The sequence below is a fragment of the Staphylococcus warneri genome (assembly GCF_900636385.1).
GTDB classification, from domain to species: domain Bacteria; phylum Bacillota; class Bacilli; order Staphylococcales; family Staphylococcaceae; genus Staphylococcus; species Staphylococcus warneri.
The window spans coordinates 141,766-162,706 of the sequence record NZ_LR134269.1 but is presented as its reverse complement, the minus strand read 5'-3'; the positions used below and the strand labels follow the sequence as shown (position 1 = coordinate 162,706).

Here is a 20,941-nt window from a genome sequence, read left to right as displayed (position 1 = left end):
ATCTTTAGCTATAAAACTAAAAATGACTTTTGTTTTGACTCCATTATTCTATTTTAGACTGACGTTATTCTGACCAACCTGCGTTAATAATGTCGTCTGTTTTACGTACACGCCCCATGAATGGGAATATATAGTTTACTTCATACTCATATTCTTGTGCTGATAATGCGCCCATCGCATCTTCAGCAAAAATAATATGATACCCATGTTGATACGCTTCTCTAGCTGTTGTATCTACACCGAAACCTGTCGCAACACCACTTAAGACAATGGTATCTATACCACGACGTCTTAATTGTAAATCTAATTCCGTACCATAAAAGCTACCCCATTGATGTTTTGTAATACGGAGCGCGTGCTTAATGTCATCTAATTCAGGTGTTAACTGATCAAATTTTTGACGGTCACCCATATCAGCAGCTCCTTTAGCCACCATACTTCTATCGGCAATTGGATTTAACATATCCTTACCATCTGTAGTACCAACTTTGAAAAAGACATTCAATGCACCTGCTTGTTCAAATGCACGTGCTAATTTACCTGCATTTTCAGTAATTGTAGCGTATGGATAAGGATGATACGTCATCGGTAAATCTTTCTGTAAATCTACAGCTATAAATGCTACTTTTTTAGGATTAAGTGGTTCTAATTGATTATCCATTAATATCATACTCCTTTATAAATTAAATAATTGCTGCACATTTTTGTATAAAATCTTATCTTTATCTTCCTCACTGATATCTAATTGATCAACAAAATCTAATGTATCTTTCATAGAAACATATGGATAGTCACTAAAATATAAAATATGATCAGCACCTACTTGTTCATACATTTGCATAAATGGTGGTGCATAAGTATAACCAGAAATTGAATAATAAATATTCTCTTTAAGATAATCACTGACTTTTTTCTTTAGATGAGACAATTGTGGTGGAATTAAAGTATCCAATCTTTGAAGTGCGTATAATACACCTTCCCCATTATGTCCTGTCACTATTTTTAAATCGGGATACTTATCAAATGTACCACTCAACACGATGCGAATTAAGTGAATAGCTGTTTCGATGTGCCAGCCCCATCCAGCAGAAGCAAATTGCATTGCAACATCACTTGAAAAATTACCTTTGTAATACGTATCAATCACATTGTCAGGTGGAATGGCTGGATGTAAATAGATAGGTACATTTAATTGTTCAGCCTTTTCAAAGAGTATTTCAAATTTAGGATGGTCTAAATAGTCTCCTAACGTATGCCCATTTATAATCGCGCCTTTAAATCCAAATTCATTCACAGTACGCTCTAATTCTTGTGCGGCTAATTCTGGCTCAATGGTGGGTAGCGTTGCAAATCCAGCAAGTCTTTCAGGATGCTTTTGAACTGCTTCACCAAGTAAATTATTTGCCTTAGTAGACAGTTGGATTGCCTCATCTCTCTAATTGTTGTGTACAAGGTGCAGTTAGAGACACAATTTGCTTTGCCACTCCCGCTTCATCCATTTCAGCAATACGATTGTCACCTAAGTTCTTCAAACGGTTCATGATAGGTGCTACCGCTTTCGCATGTGGACCATTAGGATCTTCATCTTTAAAAGAATCTAACTCCTCTATAACAAAATGTTCTTCAACAGCAATGACTGGTTTAGATTGAGTCATATAAAAAAGCCTCCTTACAGCAAGAGATATAAAACATCTCAAACTACATTTATATATAAATCAAATGAATTATAACGCTTACCGTATGACAATGCGAATAATTGGGTTGATTTAATTTTCAATACTTTACTAACTGATAGTAATCCATATTATTGGTCAAATCATATTTATAACGATTGAAATCCGTTATAAAACCATCAAATATAAAATGATGCATTAATACAAATATATATTTACACTCCTTGAATTTAATATAAATTTACAAAACATTAACTTAACAATTACTTCAAATCAATTTAATTATTTTATTCTATTAATGTAACAATTATATATAATATTGGGAGGAACGTTTGTATGTTTTTAAATTCAAAATGGGGAAAGATGACTATCGCAGGTTCAATTTTAACGATGACTTTATTTAGCACAAGTCATCCAACACTAGCTTCAGCAGGTGGTCAAGCACCCGATAGTCAAAATACTAACAATAGCGAAGCCATTGCCATGGGTAATACTAAAAATCCTAAGAATGTAATCTTCTTAATTGGGGATGGCATGGGACCATCATTTAATACAGCCTACCGTTACTACGCTGATAATCCTAAAACTAAAGAGATGGATAAAACAGCTTTCGACAACTATCTTAAAGGAACAATGCGCGTACATAACGATGATGATAAAGAAAATATTACCGACTCAGCAGTTGCTGGTACAGCACTTAGTACTGGTAAGAAAACATTTAATGGTGCTATCGGTGTAGATAATAACAAACAAGCTCAAAAAACAGTATTAGAACAAGCAAAAGAAAGCGGTAAGTCTACGGGATTAGTTTCGACTGCGGAAATTACTGACGCTACACCCGCTGCATATGCTGCACATGTTGACGACCGTGATAAAAAAGATGAAATCGCTAAACAATTTTACAATGATAAAATCAACGGCCAACATAAAGTAGATGTACTTCTTGGTGGTGGCTCTAAATACTTTGGTAAAGAAAATGGAAACCTAGATAAAAAATTCAAAAAAGACGGTTATGACGTCGTATCAAATAAAAATGAATTAGCTAATTCTAAAAGCGACCAAGTATTAGGTCTATTTGCGGAAGAAAATATGCCACTACAAATTGATGCACCTAAGAAAAATCCAATGTTAGCTGATATGCAACAAAGTGCATTAAAGAAACTTGAGAAAAATAATAACGGTTTCTTCTTAATGGTAGAAGGTGCTTCAATCGATAAGACAGCCCACGCTAATGATGTCATAGGTGTCATGTCAGAAATGGACGGTTTCAACAAAGCATTTGAAAATGCGATGTCATACGCTGAAAATCGTGATGATACTTTAGTTATCGCAACGGCAGACCATTCAACTGATGGTATGACAATTGGTAGTGGCGAGGAATATAAATGGAACCCAGATGCTATCCATAAAATGAACAAATCAGGTGCACATATGACAGAACAAATTGCAGAGGGTAAAGATGTAGAAAAAGTCATCAAGAACGGATATGGCTTTGACATGAAGTCTAAACAAATAGATAAAATCAAAGACGAAGCAGATAAATTAAAAGATGTAAAAGATAAAGCCAAAAATGAAGACGATCCTAAAATTGAAAAACAACAAGGCAAACTTCAAGATGCTATCCAAAAACCTATTAACGACAAATCAAGAACAGGTTGGACAACATACGGTCATACTGGCGAAGATGTTAACACATACGCATATGGCCCAGGTTCAAACTTATTAAATGGCAATATCGATAACACCGATCAACCTAAAAACCTATTCGACTTCTTTAGCAGCGACGTCACATCATCATAGAATGAAATAAAGCAACATAACTTACTCTCATGCCACAATATCATTGTGAAATAAGTCTTAATCATTATATATATCCTTTGTTAAATATCAAAAATGCCAACTACCATTGATTTATTGTGGTAGTTGGCGTTATTTGATGTATTTATTAAAATTAAAGTATGTCATCTAATTTTCCTTCTATATTTTTTAATTCAATCTTTGCGCTATCAACCCAATCTCCCTTAGTTGAATCTTCCATTTTATTAATAAATTTTTGTGTGTTCTTATAGTGCACGTCTTTAGGAGTAATACTGTCAAACACTAAGTGTGCATCTGCACCAATGTCTTTATATACGTCATTAGCCTTATTAGTACCAGTCATTCCTATCGTTACTTTATTTGTATTCTCATCTTTAAAAGCGACTGATGTAGTTCCTGTTGACTTATCTGTATAGCTATCGATATATTCCAAGTTATCAGGAAAATCCCCACCATCTTTCAATTTACTCATTTGTTCTTCAACCTTGTTATAACTTAAATTCTTAAGATTAGCATTCTCTATCTCATAACTTATTTTTGAAATAGCCGTTGTTTCTTCAGTATCACTATTGATATATGTACTTAATTCACTATCTTTATTATTCATTTGATATTCACTACTCAATTTAATTCCATTCCTTTCTTGAAATTTCAAGATTTTTTGTTTTTTTAAATTAAGGTTTACTTACTTTTTTAGTAGGTTCATACATTACTCTGTCTGTAAAGTAAATATCGTTATGTTTATCTTGTACAAATGTATACTCTATTGATTTATTACCTATAGAAGACCCCTTTAAATCACCGTTACCTTTTAATATAAGTTTAGGCTCTTTATTTGTAGGAATATTAAAATGTTTTCTTATTTTTTGCACATTACTATCTTTATTAGAAAGTTGATATTCTGCGGAATAGCTAGGGACTTCAGAATTATATTCTATATGTCCATTTTTATAATTTGTTAAATCATCAAAATTAGCAAATTGAGAGAAAAATTTAAAATCTTTTATTTTTTGTTCTAATTTCTTATTTGTAATCTTTTTATTTATTTCTATACTCTGTTTCTTAATTTTAATAGGAATTCTTGTTTCATCATTATGTCCTTTTCCTTCGCCATCTTTATAAATTTTTCTTATATAATAGTGTCCATTAGCTTTTTTGGTATTTCTATTAATATATAATCATTCCTTCTGTAACTAACTTTCCTTTTTTATCAGTTACCGAAATATCAGAACTTACTACCCAAGTTCCTTTATCATCTTTATCAAATTCTTCATCTCTATAACCTTCTTTATCATACAAATCTTCTAAATTTTTAATTGGATACATGTTTAATGTTTTTGAAAAGCTTTCTTTAATTTCATTCTCTTTTTTAAGTTTCATTGAATACCAAATCCCTCCTATGATTAGTACAATTGCTAAAGGTATGATGATGACTAAAAACCATTTTTTAGATATATTCATAGATTCACATCTTTCTATAAAATAATATTCTTCATTTTTATTTTAATATAAATTAACATGTTTTTCATTGAAAAAATTTGACATAATACAATTATGTTATATAAATAATTCTATCTTTCTATGTAATATAATCTTTATTAGCTTTACCTTTTCGAATATTTGTTAAAATCATATCTATAATTATTACTCATGTTTATAAATTAAAGAATGACTAAGCAACTTTTACATTGCTTAGTCATTCTTCAATTCATTTTACTCTTCTTCTTGTTCTTTAATGAACTGTTCAATTTCTTCCTTTGCATAATCAAATTCAGGTACAATACAGAATTTTTTGTATCTATAATAATTAAATCCAGTAACTTGTCCAAGGGGTGCTACAGATGCTTTATCTGTATAACTATCAATATAATTTAAATTTTTAGGCAGTTCTTTATTTTTTTCTTAGATTTACTCAAGTTTAATCCCTCTTTTTAAAAATTAATATGTGGGTTGATAACTTATACTATCAGAAAATTTAACCATTTCTTTTTTATTACGCACAAATTCATAATCTATTGTTTTGACGTCACCAGATTCACCACTTAATTTCCCTGAGCCCTTTAGTATTAATTTAGGTTCTTTATTTGTAGGAATATCAAAATGATCTCTTATTTTTTTCACATTATTATTACTATTGGATAAATTATATTTTAAAGAATAACTTGGAACTTCCGGATTATATTCTACTTTTCCATTTTTATAAGTAGATAAATTTTTAAAATTACCAAATTGTGAAAAGAACTTAAAATTTTTGATTTTCCTTTCTAACTCCTTATTATTTATTTTTTTAGTTAGTTGTAATTTGTTATTTTTTAACTCTATAGGATATCTCCTTTTTTCTTCATCATCTTCATAATTATCAGGATTATTTTTATACCTGTTTATAAAATAGTAACCTTTTGCTTCTTTTTTGTTTCTGTTAACTTTCAAAAGCATACCTTCTGATGTTAAATCTTCGTTCTTTTTTTGCAATGACAGAGACGATTGTAATATCCATACTCCTTTATCATCTTCATCAAATTCTTCATCTCTATATCCTTCTTTATCATACAAGTCTTCTAAATTTTTTATTGGATACATCTTTAATGTTTTTGAAAAGCTTTCTTTAATTTCATTCTCTTTTTTAAGTTTCATTGAGTACCATAAACCTATAATAATGATTACAGTGCTAATAGATATTGTGATGACTATCAACCATTTTTTGGATATATTCATAAATTCTCAACTTTCTATAACATATTATTAATTATTCTCATTTTAATATATGTTGCCATCTTTTCATTAAAAAATTGGATATTCTTCACTTCATTTTTCTCTCTTCTTGCTCTTTAATGAATTGTTCTATTTCTTGAATTTCTTCTTTTGCATAATCTAATTCAGGAATCATACCGAATTTTTGTATCTATAACAATTAAATTTATTTTGCAGTCGGTTGGAATTCAATAGAATCTGTAAAATAAATATTATTTTTCTTTCCTTCTTCAAAAGTATATTCTATTGACTGATTTCCTAAAGAATCTCCACTTAGTTTCCCTGTACCTTTTATAGTAAATTTAGGTGCTTTTTTTGTTGGTACTTTATATATTTCTCTAATTTTTTTCACATTAAAATCACCATTAGATAATTGATATTTTGCTGAATAACTTGGAACTTCAGGATTATAATCTATATCACCATTTTTATATTTTTCTAAATTTTTAAAATTAGCATATTGAGCAAAAAATTTGAATTTTTCAATTTTATTTTTTAACTTTTTATCTTTGATTTCTTTATTAAGAATAATTTTATTTTCTTTAAATTTAATTGGGACTTTAATCTCCTTATGTTTAAGTCTACCATCTTTATCTTCATAAACTTTTTCAATATTGTATGATCCCTGGGTTTCTTTAGTATTTCTATTTATGTAAATAACCATGCCTTCTGATACTAATTCACCACCATCCTTTTCAACATTCATTGTTGATTGCAATATCCACTCACCCTTATCATCTTTATCAAACTCTTCATCTCTATATCCTTCTTTATCATACAAGTCTTCTAAATTTTTTATTGGATACATCTTTAATGTTTTTGAAAAGCTTTCTTTAATTTCATTCTCTTTTTTTAGTTTCATTGAATACCATCCCCCTACAATTATAATTACAATAAAGGGATTATGATTACTAACAACCATTTTTTAGATATATTCATAGATTCACATCTTTCTATAAAATAATATTCTTCATTTTTATTTTAAATAAATTGACATGTGCTTCTTAGTATCTATAACAATTAAATTTATTTTGCAGTCGGTTGGAATTCAAGAGAATCAGTAAAATAAATATTCTTTTTCTTGCCTTCTTCAAAAGTATATTCTATCGATTGAATTCCTAAAGAATCTCCGCTTAATTCTCCTGTACCTTTCATTGTAAAAGTTGGTGCTTTTTTAGTGGGTACATCGTAAGTTTCTCTTATTTGTTGTACATTAAAATCGTTATTATTTAATTGATATTTTGCCGAATAACTTGGAACTTCCGGGTTATATTCAATATCACCATTTTTATATTTTTCTAAGTTCTTAAAGTTAGCATATTGAGCAAAAAACTTAAAATTTTCAATTTTATGTTTTAATTTTTTATCTTTTATGTCTTTATTGATATTAATCTTATTGTCTTTTAACTCAACAGGGTACTTTGTAATTTTCTTTCCTAAATCATATTTATTAGAATCATTACTGAACTTATTCACAAAATAATATCCTCGAGCTGTTTTTGTATTTCTATTAAGTTTTAACAGCATTCCTTCAGAAACTAACTCGCCGTTACTATTAGTTGTAGTCATATCTGAATTCAACACCCATGTCCCTTTATCATCTTTGTCAAACTCTTCATCTCTATATCCTTCTTTATCGTACAAGTCTTCTAAATTTTTAATTGGATACATGTTTAATGTTTTTGAAAAACTTTCTTTAATTTCATTCTCTTTTTTAAGTTTCATTGAGTACCATAAACCTACAATTATAATTAAAATAAATAAAGGGATTATGATTACTAACAACCATTTTTTAGATATATTCATAGATTCACATCTTTCCATAAATAATATTCTTCATTATTATTTTAATATAAATTAACATGTTTTTTCATTGAAAATTTTGATATTATCCAATTATGTTATACAAATAATTCTATTTTTCTATGGAATATAATCTTTACTAGATTTACCTTTTCGAATATTAGTTAAAATCATATCTATAATTATTACCCATCTTTTTAAACTAAAGAATGACTAAGCAACTTTTACATTGCTTAGTCATTCTTCAATTACTCTTCTTCTTGTTCTTTAATGAACTGTTCTATTTCTTGAATTTCTTCTCTTTCATCTTCAAATTCAGGTATGATTCCAAATTTTCTGTATTCGTAATAATTTTCTCGAGCTAAAGGTCCAAATTCAGAGTTTTTCCAATCGATATAATCAAAGGTCACATTTAATTTACCTTCATTATTAAAATCAAATTCACATGATGTCCATGGTTCTTGATTATTTTCTATGAATAGTTCTCTGAGGCTTTTAAATAGTTTATAGAGAGTAAAAGATAACTTGCTAAATATCTTTTCTGAAACATTATAATCTTTAGGAATATCAGTATAGTAATGTAAATCGTCACTTCCAGGTATAGTATAATTAAAAAATACTTCTCCTCCTTCTTCATCTATATAAGCCATTGTATAAATCTGTTCCCATTCTGTTGGTATCATCTCATTAATATGATTCGCAATTTCTTGATACATTTTATTTAAGTTTTCTTCAAATGCCATTTTTCTCACTCCTAAATATTTTTAATACTTTTTATGTCTTTTTCATTATTTATTTCATATTCAACTTGAAATTCTGTAGGTCTTTGACTGTTCCCTCTATATTTCACTTCAATTTTAATGTTTTTTTACTTCTCTGCCTTTGTCAATGGCTTTTTGCCATTCTTTCTCCATCTTATACCATTGCCCATTCTCTTTAAATGGTCGGTTGATGTATTTACTTTGAGGTACGAGATTGTCTATATCTTTAGACCCTCCGAATGCTCGTGCTATTAAATGACCACCGTCATCATCTGGTAATCGGTCTTCTCTTCCAACTGTTCGTTGCGCGTATGGATTGCGGCCGCCATCATGAGGTGTAAAATCTTCTGCATATACTTCTTTTATACGACCTTTGTGATCCGTTCGATACACATGTCCATGCGATGTTGTATATTCGATATTGGCTTTCAATTTTTTAGGTTTCATAAATCTTTTTTCATAATGGTCACCATACTCAACCTTTGTAAGATTTGGGTCTTCTTGATAATGAACATGGTTGGAACCATGACTTTGACTACTACTTACATGCTTACCTTCACTCTTTACCATACTATCTTTTGGTGTGTGTGTCACTTGATGATTTGGTGTGAAAGTACGTTGAATATTCTTTATAGATATTCGGAATTTTATAACAAAAAATGGAGTAGATGACTGGTTTTTAAATTAAAAAACAGGCTGGGACATAAATATATTTCAAGTTACATTCATATTTAGGCAGTAGTTGACTGTAAAGTCATTCTTTTTCTTATAGAAATTAGAATGACTTTCACATGCGTATTGACTCATGTGTTCAAATTAAGCTTTAGCGGTATACATGAACTAAAGTTCATGCATAAAACCGTCTAAGTAATACATTACAAAGACGTTCTAAATGTTCCAAGCTTTTTCATTTCTAGTCATCCTTGCCGGGGGGACGGGCCCCAAACATAGAGAATTTCGAAAAGAAAATCTACAGACAATGCAAGTTGGGGATGGACAAAGATAAAGAAATACTTTTTTCTTTAGAAATTAGTATTTCTTATGCATGAGTTTCACTCATGTATTTCTATTTTAAAGTACACATTAGCTGTGGCTAATGCGTAAGAACCACTACATAATCAATGATTAATGGTTCTTTATTATTTCTGTCCTACTCTCTATAACTATAAAAAATAGCTATGAAAAATCTATCGTCATAGATTTCTTCATAGCTAATCTTAGTATGTTTTATACGTCATCATTTGATTAAAACTTTTTGTAATAAATTTTGATACCTATGATGGTCAACATACCTAGTAATACTAGTCCGGCAATTGCCATAAATACGTATAGAAAAATCATACCCCAATGTGTCGTAGGTTCGACTTCTACGGTAGGTGCTTGATGTCCTTTCGTAAATTGACGATCGTAATCGACATATAATTGATTATCGTCAGACACTTTTAATTGATATTTACTTTTATCTTTAGGTACTAAATCATATAAATCTTTTTTTACTTCATATTTTTTACCGTCTATTTCATGTTCACCTTTTGAAATGACTTTACGGTAGTCGTATTGCTTAAATGCATGTTCAGTTAAAGCATTCGCCAGTTTTTGACGGGCATGCTTCGCTTGTTCATCAGGGTACGGCTTAACATTGAATATGCCTGTTACGATTCTTAAATGATTTCGTTTGGCAGTTAATTCTAAATTGTATCCATTGTCACTTGTCCCTGTTTTTAAACCATCAACATCTTTCATACCATCTGCTTCATTAGGTGATGATGTATTGGTATTATGTAATTCTTGATTTGACTGCTTATCTTTAGATAGTTTTGTAATTTTTAAAACATCTGGATGTGCATTCAATATATGATTACTTAATAATGACATTTCACGTGCAGTTGTATGCGAAATCGTATCATCTTTATAACTTTTAGGCTCATATGGTTTTAATATTTTATTATTAGCTCCACTTGGATTCGTAAACTTTGTATCCTTCATGCCTAAGTCTTTAGCTTTTTGATTCATTCTATCTGTAAATTTCGAAGAACTACCATCAATATGTTCTGCCAATACTAATGTCGCAGCGTTACTTGATTCTAATGCCGCTTGCTTCAATAATTGATTGATTGTAACGGTTGTTCCTTCTTTAAGTGGAAATGTAGTTAAATTAGGTAATTCTGACATTTTTTCATATCGTGATGTTATTTTCACTTTATCATTCATTTTAATTTTGCCTGATTTAATATTGTCATAAACCAAATTCATCGTCATCAATTTAGTAGTAGATGCTGGATCTACTTGAGTATTTGCATGATAATCATAAAGTATTTGACCATCTTTAGTTGTTACTATCATCCCTTTTGGATTGTATTGCTTATCAATATCTTGATGTTCTTGTTTAGCAATATCGACCGGAGACTGTTCAGCAAAAACAGTTGGCGATATTAAGACTAAACACATCATAATCATCATTAAACTAGTAAAAACTTTTTTCAACGATGCTCCCCCTTTAGTTTGCTTTACGCAATCATTCTTAAAACTAGATGTAACTTGCATTAATATACATTGCTGAAGTCATTAACGTTTTTCGCACAAAACACTTTTAAATCCTCAAATTAAATTAATTATATGTATATTGCATACGCATAAGTATTATAACGCAAACTTATATCCAATTTAAAATCAAAATCAAATTTATTCGTTTTTATTAATTTAATCATTTGAACCGGACATCATGTGTCCTCTTAAAAGCTTTATTACTACTTCTATATGTAATGCCTTTGAATTTATTTCAAAAAAAATCAAATACGTGGTTGCATTGAAAATAATCTTATAGTAGTATACTAACAATATCAAGTATATAAAATATATTTAAGGGAAGGTAAGTATTTATGCGCTTAGGATACTATTAATTAGACTGATGTTAGGTATTACATTTACAATACATGGATCACAAAAGGTATTTAGCGGATTTAAAGAGCCTATGGAAATGATGTCTGGGTTAGGATTTCCTGCATTTTTAGGAATTATATTAGGATTATTTGAATTTATCGGTGGTATTTTAATGATTATCGGATTATTTTCAAATTACGTTGCTGCTGGATTTATCGTCATTATGTTAGGTGCCCTATTTACAGTACACTTATCACAAGGTTACATGGCTTCTGAACTCGTCATCTTATTACTAGTTATGAGCATTGCGGTTATGGTTTCTTATAACTGGAAGAAATTATTGGAAATATATTAAAAAAATTGAAGCCTGAGACATTTTAATTATGTCCCAGGCTTGATTTTCATATAGAGGATTTATTTTAATCGTCTTTTTGATTGTCTAATACTTTTCCAGTTTTAGCATCGACAGTCACTTCATGCTTTTCTTTACCTTTTTGTAGATCAAAGTTATAAACTAACTTGCCATCATCTTTTGATAATGACCACTCTTTCACATCTCCATCAAAGTCTTTTTGCGCTGATTTAATAGCATCTTTATAATTCTTCACATCACTGTATTTAAATGTGTCATTAGACTGATTAGATTCACCTTTTTCAGTTTCTTTGTGAATCACTTTTTTATCTTTATCATTGATGATAACTTCTGACTCTTTATTATTTTTCGTGTCTTGTTGTTCTACTTTATAGACCCAGTCACCATTTGATTTCTCATAAGAAATATCTTTTAAATCTTGGTTTTTATATGTTTGTTGTGCCTTTTTAATTGCATCTTCAGGCTTTGTCTTAATATCTTTAACCGCTACAGTGGCGTCTTTCGTACCTTCATCTTTCTTATTTGAAGCAGAATCACTGCCACCATTACCGCACGCACCTAATAAAATGGCTGCTGATGATAATAAAGCTATTGTTTTAGTATGTTTCATTACTAATCTCTCCTTTATATTAGATAATTTTTCATTCCCGCTTCCAATATAAAGAAACCTCTTTTAAAGTTTTGTTAATATATTGTAAAAATATCGTTAATAAACAAAAAATAATGAATTAATATTCACTATTTGATTTAAACTCTCTTTTTATTACCCTTATACATTTTACTAATCTCTTAAATTATACAATTAACACTTATATTAACTATGTATATATGTGTATAAAATTAAATTTATTTATACATTTGAAATTGATGTAATTGTTTTGTAATATTGTCATTGAATCGTAACATTTTACTTTTTTAACGATTCAACTAAAAATGAGAGGGAGATTCGTATGAATAAAACTGCCAAAGCAATTGTCTCATCAACTTTAGCCATCGGAACAGTATTCGGAGTCGGAGCCTCATTAGATGTAAATCCTAATCAAGATGTACATGCCGCTACAACACCTTATTATAATTATAAAGGTTATGTTAATAATGACGGATCATTCTTACTAAATAAAAGCTTTAAGAATGCCGTAAAATATGGAAATGTTACTTTCAATGGTACAAAAATTGTTAATTTAAGTGGCACTTCGTCTAAAATTAATGATTTTACTAAATATGACCAATCTTTTTCTTCTATTAAACCTGGGAAAAAGCAAGCAACATCTGTACACATCAAAGTCAATAATATTACTATTAAACAATTAAAATCTGTTTATGGTAATGATCTTCAAGAAATGAGAGATATACAAGGTAATAAACATCCAAACACTGACTCTTATCAACTTAAAAGTCCAAAAACAGGTTTTTACCATACTCCGGTAACCATTTCACAAAAAAATGGACAAGTCACTTCAGTAACAATAGGTTTTGACGGATCAGGCGCATAATTAATATATAAATAGTAAAATAAATGCATATAAAAATGGGGCATCCTCATTCTCAGGATGTCCCTTTTTATATATATTATACGTCGAGTCTTCTACTTGTTAATGCTTTGATCATTTCTGGATCGGCATGTGAGAAGAATTGACTATCGTTACTATCTAATGTTGCGATTTGTGCTTTATCTTCATCTGTTAGTTCAAAATCAAAAATATCTAAGTTTTGTTTCATTCTTTCTGGATTAACTGATTTTGCTAAGACAACAATGTCTCTTTCTACTAACCAACGTAGTACAACTTGTGCGATTGATTTACCGTATTTGTCACCAATATTTTGTAACGTTTCGTTACTAAATAAATTATTTTTCCCTTCAGCAAATGGTGCCCAAGCTTCAACAAGTACACCTTCTTTTTGCAGTGATTGTACTTCATTTTCTTGTTGATGGAACGGATTAATTTCAATTTGGTTTACTTGAGGTTGCACTTTGTTATGAATACCTAGATCAACAACGCGATCAACACCAAAATTAGATACCCCAATCGCTTTGATTTTTCCATTTTCTTGTAGCTCTTCTAATGCTTTCCAAGATCCGTAAACATCATTATATGGTTGGTGAATTAATACTAAATCAATATAATCTAATTGCAATCTTTCTAGAGAACGTTCGATTGATTTTAATGTATCTTCATAGTTAACATTTTCAATCCATACTTTTGTAGTAATAAATAATTCGCTTCTATCAATACCAGATGCTTTAATACCTTCGCCTACTTCTGTTTCATTCATATAACTTTGTGCTGTATCTATATGGCGGTAGCCTGCTTGAATCGCATTAACTACGGCGTCTTTTGTTTGTTCTTGTGGAATTTGAAACACACCAAATCCTAATGCTGGTATTTCAATTGTTTCGTTTAGTTTTATTGTTTTCATATGAAAACCTCCTACTATTTATAACTACACCTTACACTATAGAGTTCACTCTATAGCAAATTTATTGTCTTTTATTTTCCCAAATCTTTTTCAAATTATATTCTTGAGCCGCTTCATCATTGATTTTAGCAATATGGTCATCATATGTTTCAATTTTATATTTTAATAATTCTCTTGCATTATGAATGGTCTTCAAATGTTCATCTAATTCTTCAAGTTGTTTGTTGAGTACTTCTTTCTGTTGGTTTTGAACCGCCTCATCTTTAGGTAATTGACCTAATCTGCAAAATTCAACGAGCAATTCAATCGTTACACCAGCTTGTCTTAAATGCTTAACTAAGTATATCCAATTTAAATCTTTCATTTGATAGATGCGATATCCATTTTTATCACGTTCAACTGGTGGAATTACGCCTACCTTTTCATAGTATCTTAAAGTATCTTGAGAAATATCCATCAATTCGACAACTTCTTTTGTATTCATGACTACGACCTCCACTCCTGTTACAAACATTGTAAACCATGGAGCGTGCTCAAGGGCAAACCTTTTTTCATACAAAAAGCCATATCATAGTGAATCGTGATCACTACAATATGACTCAATCAATTTTATAAATCCAAGTCGAGTCTCTGACCCTTAAAATAATCTATCACGTAAGGATCGTGTGAGATGATAATCATTTGAATTTGTGTTAATTCCTTTAGCATGTTGAGAATCGTTTCTTCATTAATAATGTCTAAATTCGTAGTTGCTTCATCAAGTATTAATATTTGCGGCTCTATAATAAGTGCTTTAGCAATCCAAAGTCGCTGAAATTGGCCACCACTCAATGTACTTACACGTTGATCTAAAATCGACTGAGGTAGAAGACATTGTTTAAGCACTGCCGCGATTCTCTCTTGATAAGTTGAAGGATCAAAATGATAATTTTTTAACGGGGCTAATAAGATATCACGTACTCTTTTTCGATAATCTAATGTATTGCTTTGATATTGTGGTACATATTGAATCTGTTTCATCCATCTTTTCATTTGAGTGTCTTTTCTTGAAATGCCATTGTACTTGATTTGGCCAGTATAATCTAAATCTAATCCAGCTATTATTTTCGCTAAAGTAGACTTCCCGCTACCACTTTTTCCACATATCATTAAATGACCTTCTGTTAAATCTAATGTTATATCTTTTAAAATTGGTTGATGTTGAATACTTTTAGACAGTTGTTTGATTGTAAGCATATTGCTTTCTCCTATGCGCAATGTCGATTAATTTCTTCGTATAATCATCTTTGGGATGTTGAAGTATCTCCTTAGCAGTACCATTTTCTATGAGATGACCTTCTTTCATAATACTAATATGTGTCGCATCATCTTCTACTAAATTAAGATCATGTGTAATAAATATCATCGTCATCTGCTTTTCCTTCATTAACTTAGAAAGATAACGCATTACCTTTTGACTATTTTTCTGATCAAGTGCACTTGTAGGTTCGTCTAAAACTAAACATTGAGGCTTGCTAATCAATGCCATCATTAGCGCAACTCTTTGAGCCATACCACCACTCAATTCGAAGGGATAAGATTTTAATAAACGTTGCGGCTCTTCTAAACCAAAGGCTGTCATCATTTCAATCAACTGCACACGTCGCTCTGGCTTGGTCAACTTCGATGATTGTGCTTGATATAACATATCAAAGTGTTTATCAAGTGTAATATTTTGAAACATGTTACTCGTTGTATCTTGAAACACTGCATCAACATTGGCCAAATTGATATCAATTTGCCCTTGATACGATAATTCTGAAGAAGTCATATTTAATATTGTACGAATTAACAAAGACTTCCCACTACCACTTTCACCTATAACACAATGAAACGCACCCTTTTGAATATCTACAGAAATTGAATTTAATAATGTGCGCGCATTGTTAAAAACACTTAACCGATCGACACTCACAAAGGTTGTTATTTCATTATTTTGTTGTTGATCATTTGAAATAATAAAGCATAACCTCCTAATAGTAGTCCCGGAAAGAAGAATAACCACGGCGCCGCACTAAAGTAACTCTTACCATCAAATAATATTGTCCCTAATTCAGGTGTGGGTGGCTTAATCCCTAGTCCTAAAAAGGCTAACCCTGAAATGCTTAACATAATTTTACCTATATCTGCAGTAATTAGGGCTAGTATATTACTCATTAGATGAGGAATAGTATGCACCAATGTTGTTTTCATCTTAGAATTACCACTTAATACTGCGTAAGTAATAAAAGGTTGTTTTTGTAAATCTCTAGTTAAATTTCTAAAGTAACGTAAATAGCGTCCTAACCATCCTATTGTGAGTGCAAATAGTAATCCTAGCATTGAATCACTCACTAAACTTAAAACAACTAAAGCAATAATAAACGATGGGATAGCTAATAATAAATCCGCTAAAAACATACAACTTTTATCAAACCAACGTCCCTCTATACCTGCAATTAATCCCAGTATTAAACCGATACCGATACTTAACACGATTACTGTCATCGTTAATCCAATCGTCACGATACTTCCCTGAATAAGACGCAATAGAAAATCTCTACCTAACTGATCTGTTCCTAATAAGTGATTGAAATTAGGTGGACGTAATCCTAATGCCTCATTCAACTGTTGTGGGATCAAACTAACAACTATAGTTGCAATCATCATGAATATAAAACCTACTATTATATGTACAGATTTATGCTTATTCATGATTACCCATCCTTTCTAAATTAGGTTGAGTTAACTGCTTGTGCTGAATTCGAGGTTCATTCTTGATCATTAGTATATCTCCCAAGTAATTCGTGACCATAATTGCGACAATCACTATCATGATAATGCCTTGAATTACTGGATAATCACGTTGATTGATTGCAGTAATCAATAATTTGCCTATACCTGACATACTAAAAATCACTTCTAAGATAACAACCTTACCAAACAAATGAATCATACTATTAATCATGATCGTTATTAATGGTGCGATAATATCTTTAATCTGCACATAGATTCGATGTTTTAGTTTAAAACCACGTAATAAGGTTAATTGGTAAGCATCACTTTTAAGCGTTCCTTCTATTAAATGTGCTGTCATTAGAATAATATGACAACCTTCTACTATGACTAGAACTGTAACAGGTAGCACAAAGTGTAACCACGTACTGCTTCCTACAAAGGGTAACCATTGCAAACGAATGCCAAAGTAATACACGAATAATATCGCCAACCAATATTCCGGCATTGAGGTTAAGATTTGAGCGATACTTCTAAGCATTACCCCCCATTTATGACCTGGATTGACGCCAACCACATAACCAATAGCGAATCCTAACGGTAATAAAATAGCCGTTGCAACTACCATTAATGTCAATGTAGGCGTTAATGATTGAATAATCATAGAAGTCACTGGCTCACGAGTACTAAAGCTATAACCGAGATCGCCTGTAAAAGCATGCGAAACCCAGTCTAGATACCTTAATATCACATGATGACCTAGACCTAGTTGATGTTGTACTGCTTCTATATTTTCCTGGGAAATATGTGTGTACCCATGCCTCTGTAAATACAAGATGGCTGGATTTCCTGATGTCTTTTCCACTAACAGAAATATAATGAATGAACTCATAAATAAGTACAGCAATAATTTCAACGTACGTTTAAACATTTTATTGCTTAACTTTCAAATGTTTATAGTCGATAGGCGCATCAGTTAGACCTGAGAATTTAAATGATTCAATTTTATGACTCGTCACAAACGTTTCATTTGGATAAGCAATTGGCACACCATAATAACTACGATTAAAATGTTTAAAGATATCATCCATTGCCTGTTGTTGCTCATCACGGTTAATCTTTTTAGGATATGCATCTAATTTCTCTGATAACACTTTATCGTTTGCAAGCACCCCTGATTTACCATCAATATTTTTAAATACTGAATTCATAAAGTTATAAGGCATTAAGGCATCTGAGTATGTTCTATAGAAAATGAGATCAAAGTCTTTTTTTGTCCATAATGTATCATAATACGATTGAGAATCTAATGTTTTAATCTTTAATTCGATACCTGCTTTTTTCAATTGATCTTGAACTTGTTCTGCTTTATCTTTCCAATTTGGAAATTCTGCAGTTTGAATGACAAGATTGAATGATAATGGTTTACCATCCTTTTCATAAATGCCATTATGATTTTTCTGATAGCCTTCCTCTTTAAGAATTTTTTCAGTATCTTTAATATTATAGTCATGCTGTTGTTGGTTCTTATCATTTACAAATTGAACATCATTTTGGAAAATGCCGCGCATATGTTGATCTGATAATTGATTTGTATTGATGGCTTTACTTATTGCTTCTCTTATTTTGTCATCTTTTAATGTCTTATGATCTGGATTAAAAGCCATTAAATGACTGACTGTACTTGGTCGGTCTTCTATTGTTAAGTCTTTATTTTTCTTATCTTGTTTTAATTGTTGGTCTGATAACATTCCTAACGAACCACCAGAAATATCTACAGAACCACTCTGTATAGCTGAATCTCTAGAATCACCATCTTCTATCGTTTGGAAAGATAAGTCGTATTTAACTGGATGCTCGTGATTGTAATACTTATTCGGTTTCATTGTAGTTTTTTCCTTTCCTGCTTTGTCTACAACGAATGCACCCGTACCAATTGCCTTCTTAAACTTGCCATCGACCTTGCCACCTTCAACTGCATGTGGACTCATAATACGAAGAGGTCTCACTTGTGTTAGTTCATTCAACACCTGATTAGACGGTTGTTTCAATATAATCTGTACTGTATGTGAATCTTTTACTACCACTTGATCTAATTGCTTTAATGTTTCAACAGTCGTTTCTTTATTCATCTTTTTAGCACGTTCAATTGAAAATTTAACTGCTTTCGCATCTAGTTTAGACCCATCAGAGAATTTCACATTATCTTTCAAATGAAATTCATATTCTTTTCCTGAGTTATCAACTTTCCAACGATCTGCTAGACCCGCTTTGATGCCTTTCTTCTTATCGTACTGAACAAGTGAATCATATACTGCGCTATAAACCGGCATCGCAGCATCATAACCTTGTGCATCTAATTTATCTGCTTTCGCTTCTGTTGGTAATGACACATTAATATTGTGATCCTCTTTAGTATGACTTGAACAACCCGCTAATAGTAACGTTGTTGTTGCAACTGATAATAATATTCGCTTTTTCACTATTTTGTTCCTTCTTTCAATGTAGCTTTAATTAAGAATGATTCTTCAAATAATGTACGTAAGTAGTCATTCGGAGATAAATAAAAATCACTATAGTTTGTAAGATTGATAACGTCAGGTACGCTTTCTTTTATCACTGCTACTTCAAAACCTTCTGCGACAAAGCTATCAACGATATGTTTTAATGAATGATCTTGAGATGGCGTCGCACCATATTTATCGATAGTTTCTTTCATAAAATATCTACTTGGATTATTCGTATGATCTGCAAATGTGGCGTAATAAACACCCTTTTCTTTTAAAACTGCTTTTAAATCTCTTGCATGTTGAGGCACATCTTCAATGAGATATAACACTGACGTACTTATAGCTGTATCAAACTTATATCCTGTTGTTTGAGGCTTATCCGTTAAATAGTATTCGAGGGGAAGTTGTTCTTTTAATGTGTTCGCCTTTTCTAATGAGTTGTATGCTAAATCGATGCCCACACCTTTATCAAATTCATGTGTCTGATACAGTTGTCGTAAAAAACCACCCTGATTACAACCAAAGTCTAAAATTGTTTGTCCCTTAATATGGACTGGATCAAGCATCTGAATGATTCTTTGCCAAGATTCTTGATGGTCCCTTGCCATATCATCATCCGTTTCTTCTCCCTTTTTCCACCAAACATCGTATGTATTTCCCATATTATTATCCTTAACTTTTCAAATCGTAATTATTTCGTTTTAAAGATTACTATAAAAAAGTAAATAATACAATATAAATTTATAGCCACAATTAAATTAATTAAAAAAGCCTAAGTGATAGCATGACAGCATATCAATTAGACTTTGAAGACTTATTAAGCTCATTTATCTTTAACCTACTACTATTAAGACGGATGTTAGTTTGACCTCAGACAAACCGAAGTGTACCCTTATCAAATATCTTTCATTATCTCTTTTTATATTGAAGTCGTCTTCACCCTATTTACTTGCAAAGTTATAAAAATAAGATTTCTCAAAAACATTTAACTTAATTTTAATTGCTTTCTAACTATAATTGTCGACAAAAATATTGCAAACACAATATTAATTAATTTAGCTCTATTCGTTACTAAAAAGTAACAAATTCATTTTCCTCTATTCGTTACTAAAAAGTAACAAATTCATTTTCCAAATAATATTATTATTTATTATTCTTTATATGTGGTATATTTGTATTGTAATATTGAAGTTATATATT

21 protein-coding genes and 3 pseudogenes are annotated in these 20,941 nt (G+C 30.7%); 3 read left to right on the top strand and 21 right to left on the bottom strand.

Annotation, left to right across the window (positions count from 1 at the left end):
* Nucleotides 1-64: 64 nt before the first annotated feature.
* Genes EL082_RS00730 through EL082_RS12010 form a run of 3 tightly spaced genes read right to left on the bottom strand, consistent with a single transcriptional unit; the run spans nt 65 to nt 1,655 of the window.
* The gene (locus EL082_RS00730; protein WP_103286349.1) at nt 65-661 is read right to left on the bottom strand and encodes an isochorismatase family protein; all 597 of its coding nucleotides are present in this window, start codon (nt 659-661) and stop codon (nt 65-67) included.
* A 15-nt stretch (nt 662-676) separates the two neighbouring features.
* Nucleotides 677-1,417 carry an amidohydrolase family protein gene (locus EL082_RS00725; RefSeq protein ID WP_232012203.1) on the bottom strand — a complete coding sequence of 247 codons (741 nt, stop codon included), beginning with the start codon at nt 1,415-1,417 and terminating at the stop codon, nt 677-679.
* Between the two features lie 10 nt (nt 1,418-1,427).
* Nucleotides 1,428-1,655 carry a hypothetical protein gene (locus tag EL082_RS12010; protein ID WP_232012198.1) on the bottom strand — a complete coding sequence of 76 codons (228 nt, stop codon included), beginning with the start codon at nt 1,653-1,655 and terminating at the stop codon, nt 1,428-1,430.
* 354 nt (nt 1,656-2,009) lie between these two features.
* On the opposite strand from EL082_RS12010, the gene EL082_RS00720 reads away from it, so the two are divergent.
* A complete protein-coding gene (locus EL082_RS00720; protein ID WP_103286350.1) occupies nt 2,010-3,473 on the top strand; it encodes an alkaline phosphatase in 1,464 nt (487 codons plus the stop codon).
* 151 nt (nt 3,474-3,624) lie between these two features.
* On the opposite strand, the gene EL082_RS00715 is transcribed toward EL082_RS00720, so the two are convergent.
* From EL082_RS00715 to pbp4, 9 genes and pseudogenes are all read right to left on the bottom strand, one after another.
* Nucleotides 3,625-4,116 (bottom strand): hypothetical protein, encoded by a 492-nt coding sequence (locus EL082_RS00715; protein WP_142380560.1) that lies wholly within the window; start codon nt 4,114-4,116, stop codon nt 3,625-3,627.
* A gap of 49 nt (nt 4,117-4,165) precedes the next feature.
* Nucleotides 4,166-4,952: pseudogene (locus EL082_RS00710) on the bottom strand (tandem-type lipoprotein).
* 252 nt (nt 4,953-5,204) lie between these two features.
* Nucleotides 5,205-5,300, bottom strand: a pseudogene (locus EL082_RS12005) (TIGR01741 family protein); the annotation flags it as partial.
* Between the two features lie 129 nt (nt 5,301-5,429).
* Nucleotides 5,430-6,206 (bottom strand): tandem-type lipoprotein, encoded by a 777-nt coding sequence (locus tag EL082_RS00700; RefSeq protein ID WP_103286351.1) that lies wholly within the window; start codon nt 6,204-6,206, stop codon nt 5,430-5,432.
* A gap of 202 nt (nt 6,207-6,408) precedes the next feature.
* Nucleotides 6,409-7,164, bottom strand: coding sequence for a tandem-type lipoprotein (locus tag EL082_RS00690; RefSeq protein ID WP_103286352.1), 756 nt, complete (start codon nt 7,162-7,164; stop codon nt 6,409-6,411).
* Nucleotides 7,165-7,268: 104 nt separating this feature from the next.
* Nucleotides 7,269-8,048, bottom strand: coding sequence for a tandem-type lipoprotein (locus EL082_RS00685; RefSeq protein WP_103286356.1), 780 nt, complete (start codon nt 8,046-8,048; stop codon nt 7,269-7,271).
* Between the two features lie 245 nt (nt 8,049-8,293).
* A complete protein-coding gene (locus EL082_RS00680; protein ID WP_103286353.1) occupies nt 8,294-8,788 on the bottom strand; it encodes a TIGR01741 family protein in 495 nt (164 codons plus the stop codon).
* Between the two features lie 11 nt (nt 8,789-8,799).
* Nucleotides 8,800-9,436 (bottom strand): annotated as a pseudogene (locus EL082_RS00675) (DNA/RNA non-specific endonuclease); the annotation flags it as partial.
* Between the two features lie 615 nt (nt 9,437-10,051).
* Nucleotides 10,052-11,290: a penicillin-binding protein PBP4 gene (gene pbp4 / locus EL082_RS00670; protein WP_103286354.1), complete on the bottom strand. Its 1,239-nt coding sequence runs from the start codon at nt 11,288-11,290 to the stop codon at nt 10,052-10,054.
* Nucleotides 11,291-11,714: 424 nt separating this feature from the next.
* Between pbp4 and EL082_RS00665 the strand changes: the two genes are divergently transcribed.
* Nucleotides 11,715-12,041 carry a DoxX family protein gene (locus tag EL082_RS00665; protein ID WP_103286355.1) on the top strand — a complete coding sequence of 109 codons (327 nt, stop codon included), beginning with the start codon at nt 11,715-11,717 and terminating at the stop codon, nt 12,039-12,041.
* Nucleotides 12,042-12,105: 64 nt separating this feature from the next.
* Here the strand turns inward: EL082_RS00665 and EL082_RS00660 are convergent, their stop codons facing one another.
* Nucleotides 12,106-12,669: a PepSY domain-containing protein gene (locus EL082_RS00660; protein WP_002466898.1), complete on the bottom strand. Its 564-nt coding sequence runs from the start codon at nt 12,667-12,669 to the stop codon at nt 12,106-12,108.
* A gap of 340 nt (nt 12,670-13,009) precedes the next feature.
* Here EL082_RS00660 and isaB point away from each other — a divergent pair, with 340 nt between their 5' ends.
* A complete protein-coding gene (gene isaB, locus EL082_RS00655; protein ID WP_002466900.1) occupies nt 13,010-13,552 on the top strand; it encodes an immunodominant staphylococcal antigen IsaB family protein in 543 nt (180 codons plus the stop codon).
* 76 nt (nt 13,553-13,628) lie between these two features.
* Here isaB and EL082_RS00650 read toward each other — a convergent pair whose 3' ends face one another.
* From EL082_RS00650 to EL082_RS00615, 8 genes are all read right to left on the bottom strand, one after another.
* The gene (locus tag EL082_RS00650; protein WP_103286137.1) at nt 13,629-14,477 is read right to left on the bottom strand and encodes an aldo/keto reductase; all 849 of its coding nucleotides are present in this window, start codon (nt 14,475-14,477) and stop codon (nt 13,629-13,631) included.
* A gap of 61 nt (nt 14,478-14,538) precedes the next feature.
* The gene (locus EL082_RS00645) at nt 14,539-14,961 is read right to left on the bottom strand and encodes a MerR family transcriptional regulator (RefSeq protein WP_047210537.1); all 423 of its coding nucleotides are present in this window, start codon (nt 14,959-14,961) and stop codon (nt 14,539-14,541) included.
* A 125-nt stretch (nt 14,962-15,086) separates the two neighbouring features.
* Nucleotides 15,087-15,713: an ABC transporter ATP-binding protein gene (locus EL082_RS00640; RefSeq protein ID WP_103286136.1), complete on the bottom strand. Its 627-nt coding sequence runs from the start codon at nt 15,711-15,713 to the stop codon at nt 15,087-15,089.
* Nucleotides 15,688-16,431 (bottom strand): ATP-binding cassette domain-containing protein, encoded by a 744-nt coding sequence (locus EL082_RS00635; protein WP_103286135.1) that lies wholly within the window; start codon nt 16,429-16,431, stop codon nt 15,688-15,690. The genes EL082_RS00640 and EL082_RS00635 overlap by 26 nt, the downstream gene beginning before the upstream one ends.
* Nucleotides 16,432-16,439: 8 nt before the next feature.
* Nucleotides 16,440-17,210, bottom strand: coding sequence for an ABC transporter permease (locus EL082_RS00630; protein ID WP_103286134.1), 771 nt, complete (start codon nt 17,208-17,210; stop codon nt 16,440-16,442).
* On the bottom strand, nt 17,203-18,162 hold the full coding sequence (locus EL082_RS00625) for an ABC transporter permease (RefSeq protein ID WP_103286133.1): 960 nt from the start codon (nt 18,160-18,162) through the stop codon (nt 17,203-17,205). The genes EL082_RS00630 and EL082_RS00625 overlap by 8 nt, the downstream gene beginning before the upstream one ends.
* Nucleotide 18,163: 1 nt before the next feature.
* Nucleotides 18,164-19,714 carry an ABC transporter substrate-binding protein gene (locus EL082_RS00620; protein WP_103286132.1) on the bottom strand — a complete coding sequence of 517 codons (1,551 nt, stop codon included), beginning with the start codon at nt 19,712-19,714 and terminating at the stop codon, nt 18,164-18,166.
* The gene (locus EL082_RS00615; protein WP_103286131.1) at nt 19,714-20,403 is read right to left on the bottom strand and encodes a class I SAM-dependent methyltransferase; all 690 of its coding nucleotides are present in this window, start codon (nt 20,401-20,403) and stop codon (nt 19,714-19,716) included. Before EL082_RS00615 ends, EL082_RS00620 begins: the two co-directional genes overlap by 1 nt.
* Nucleotides 20,404-20,941: the final 538 nt, after the last annotated feature.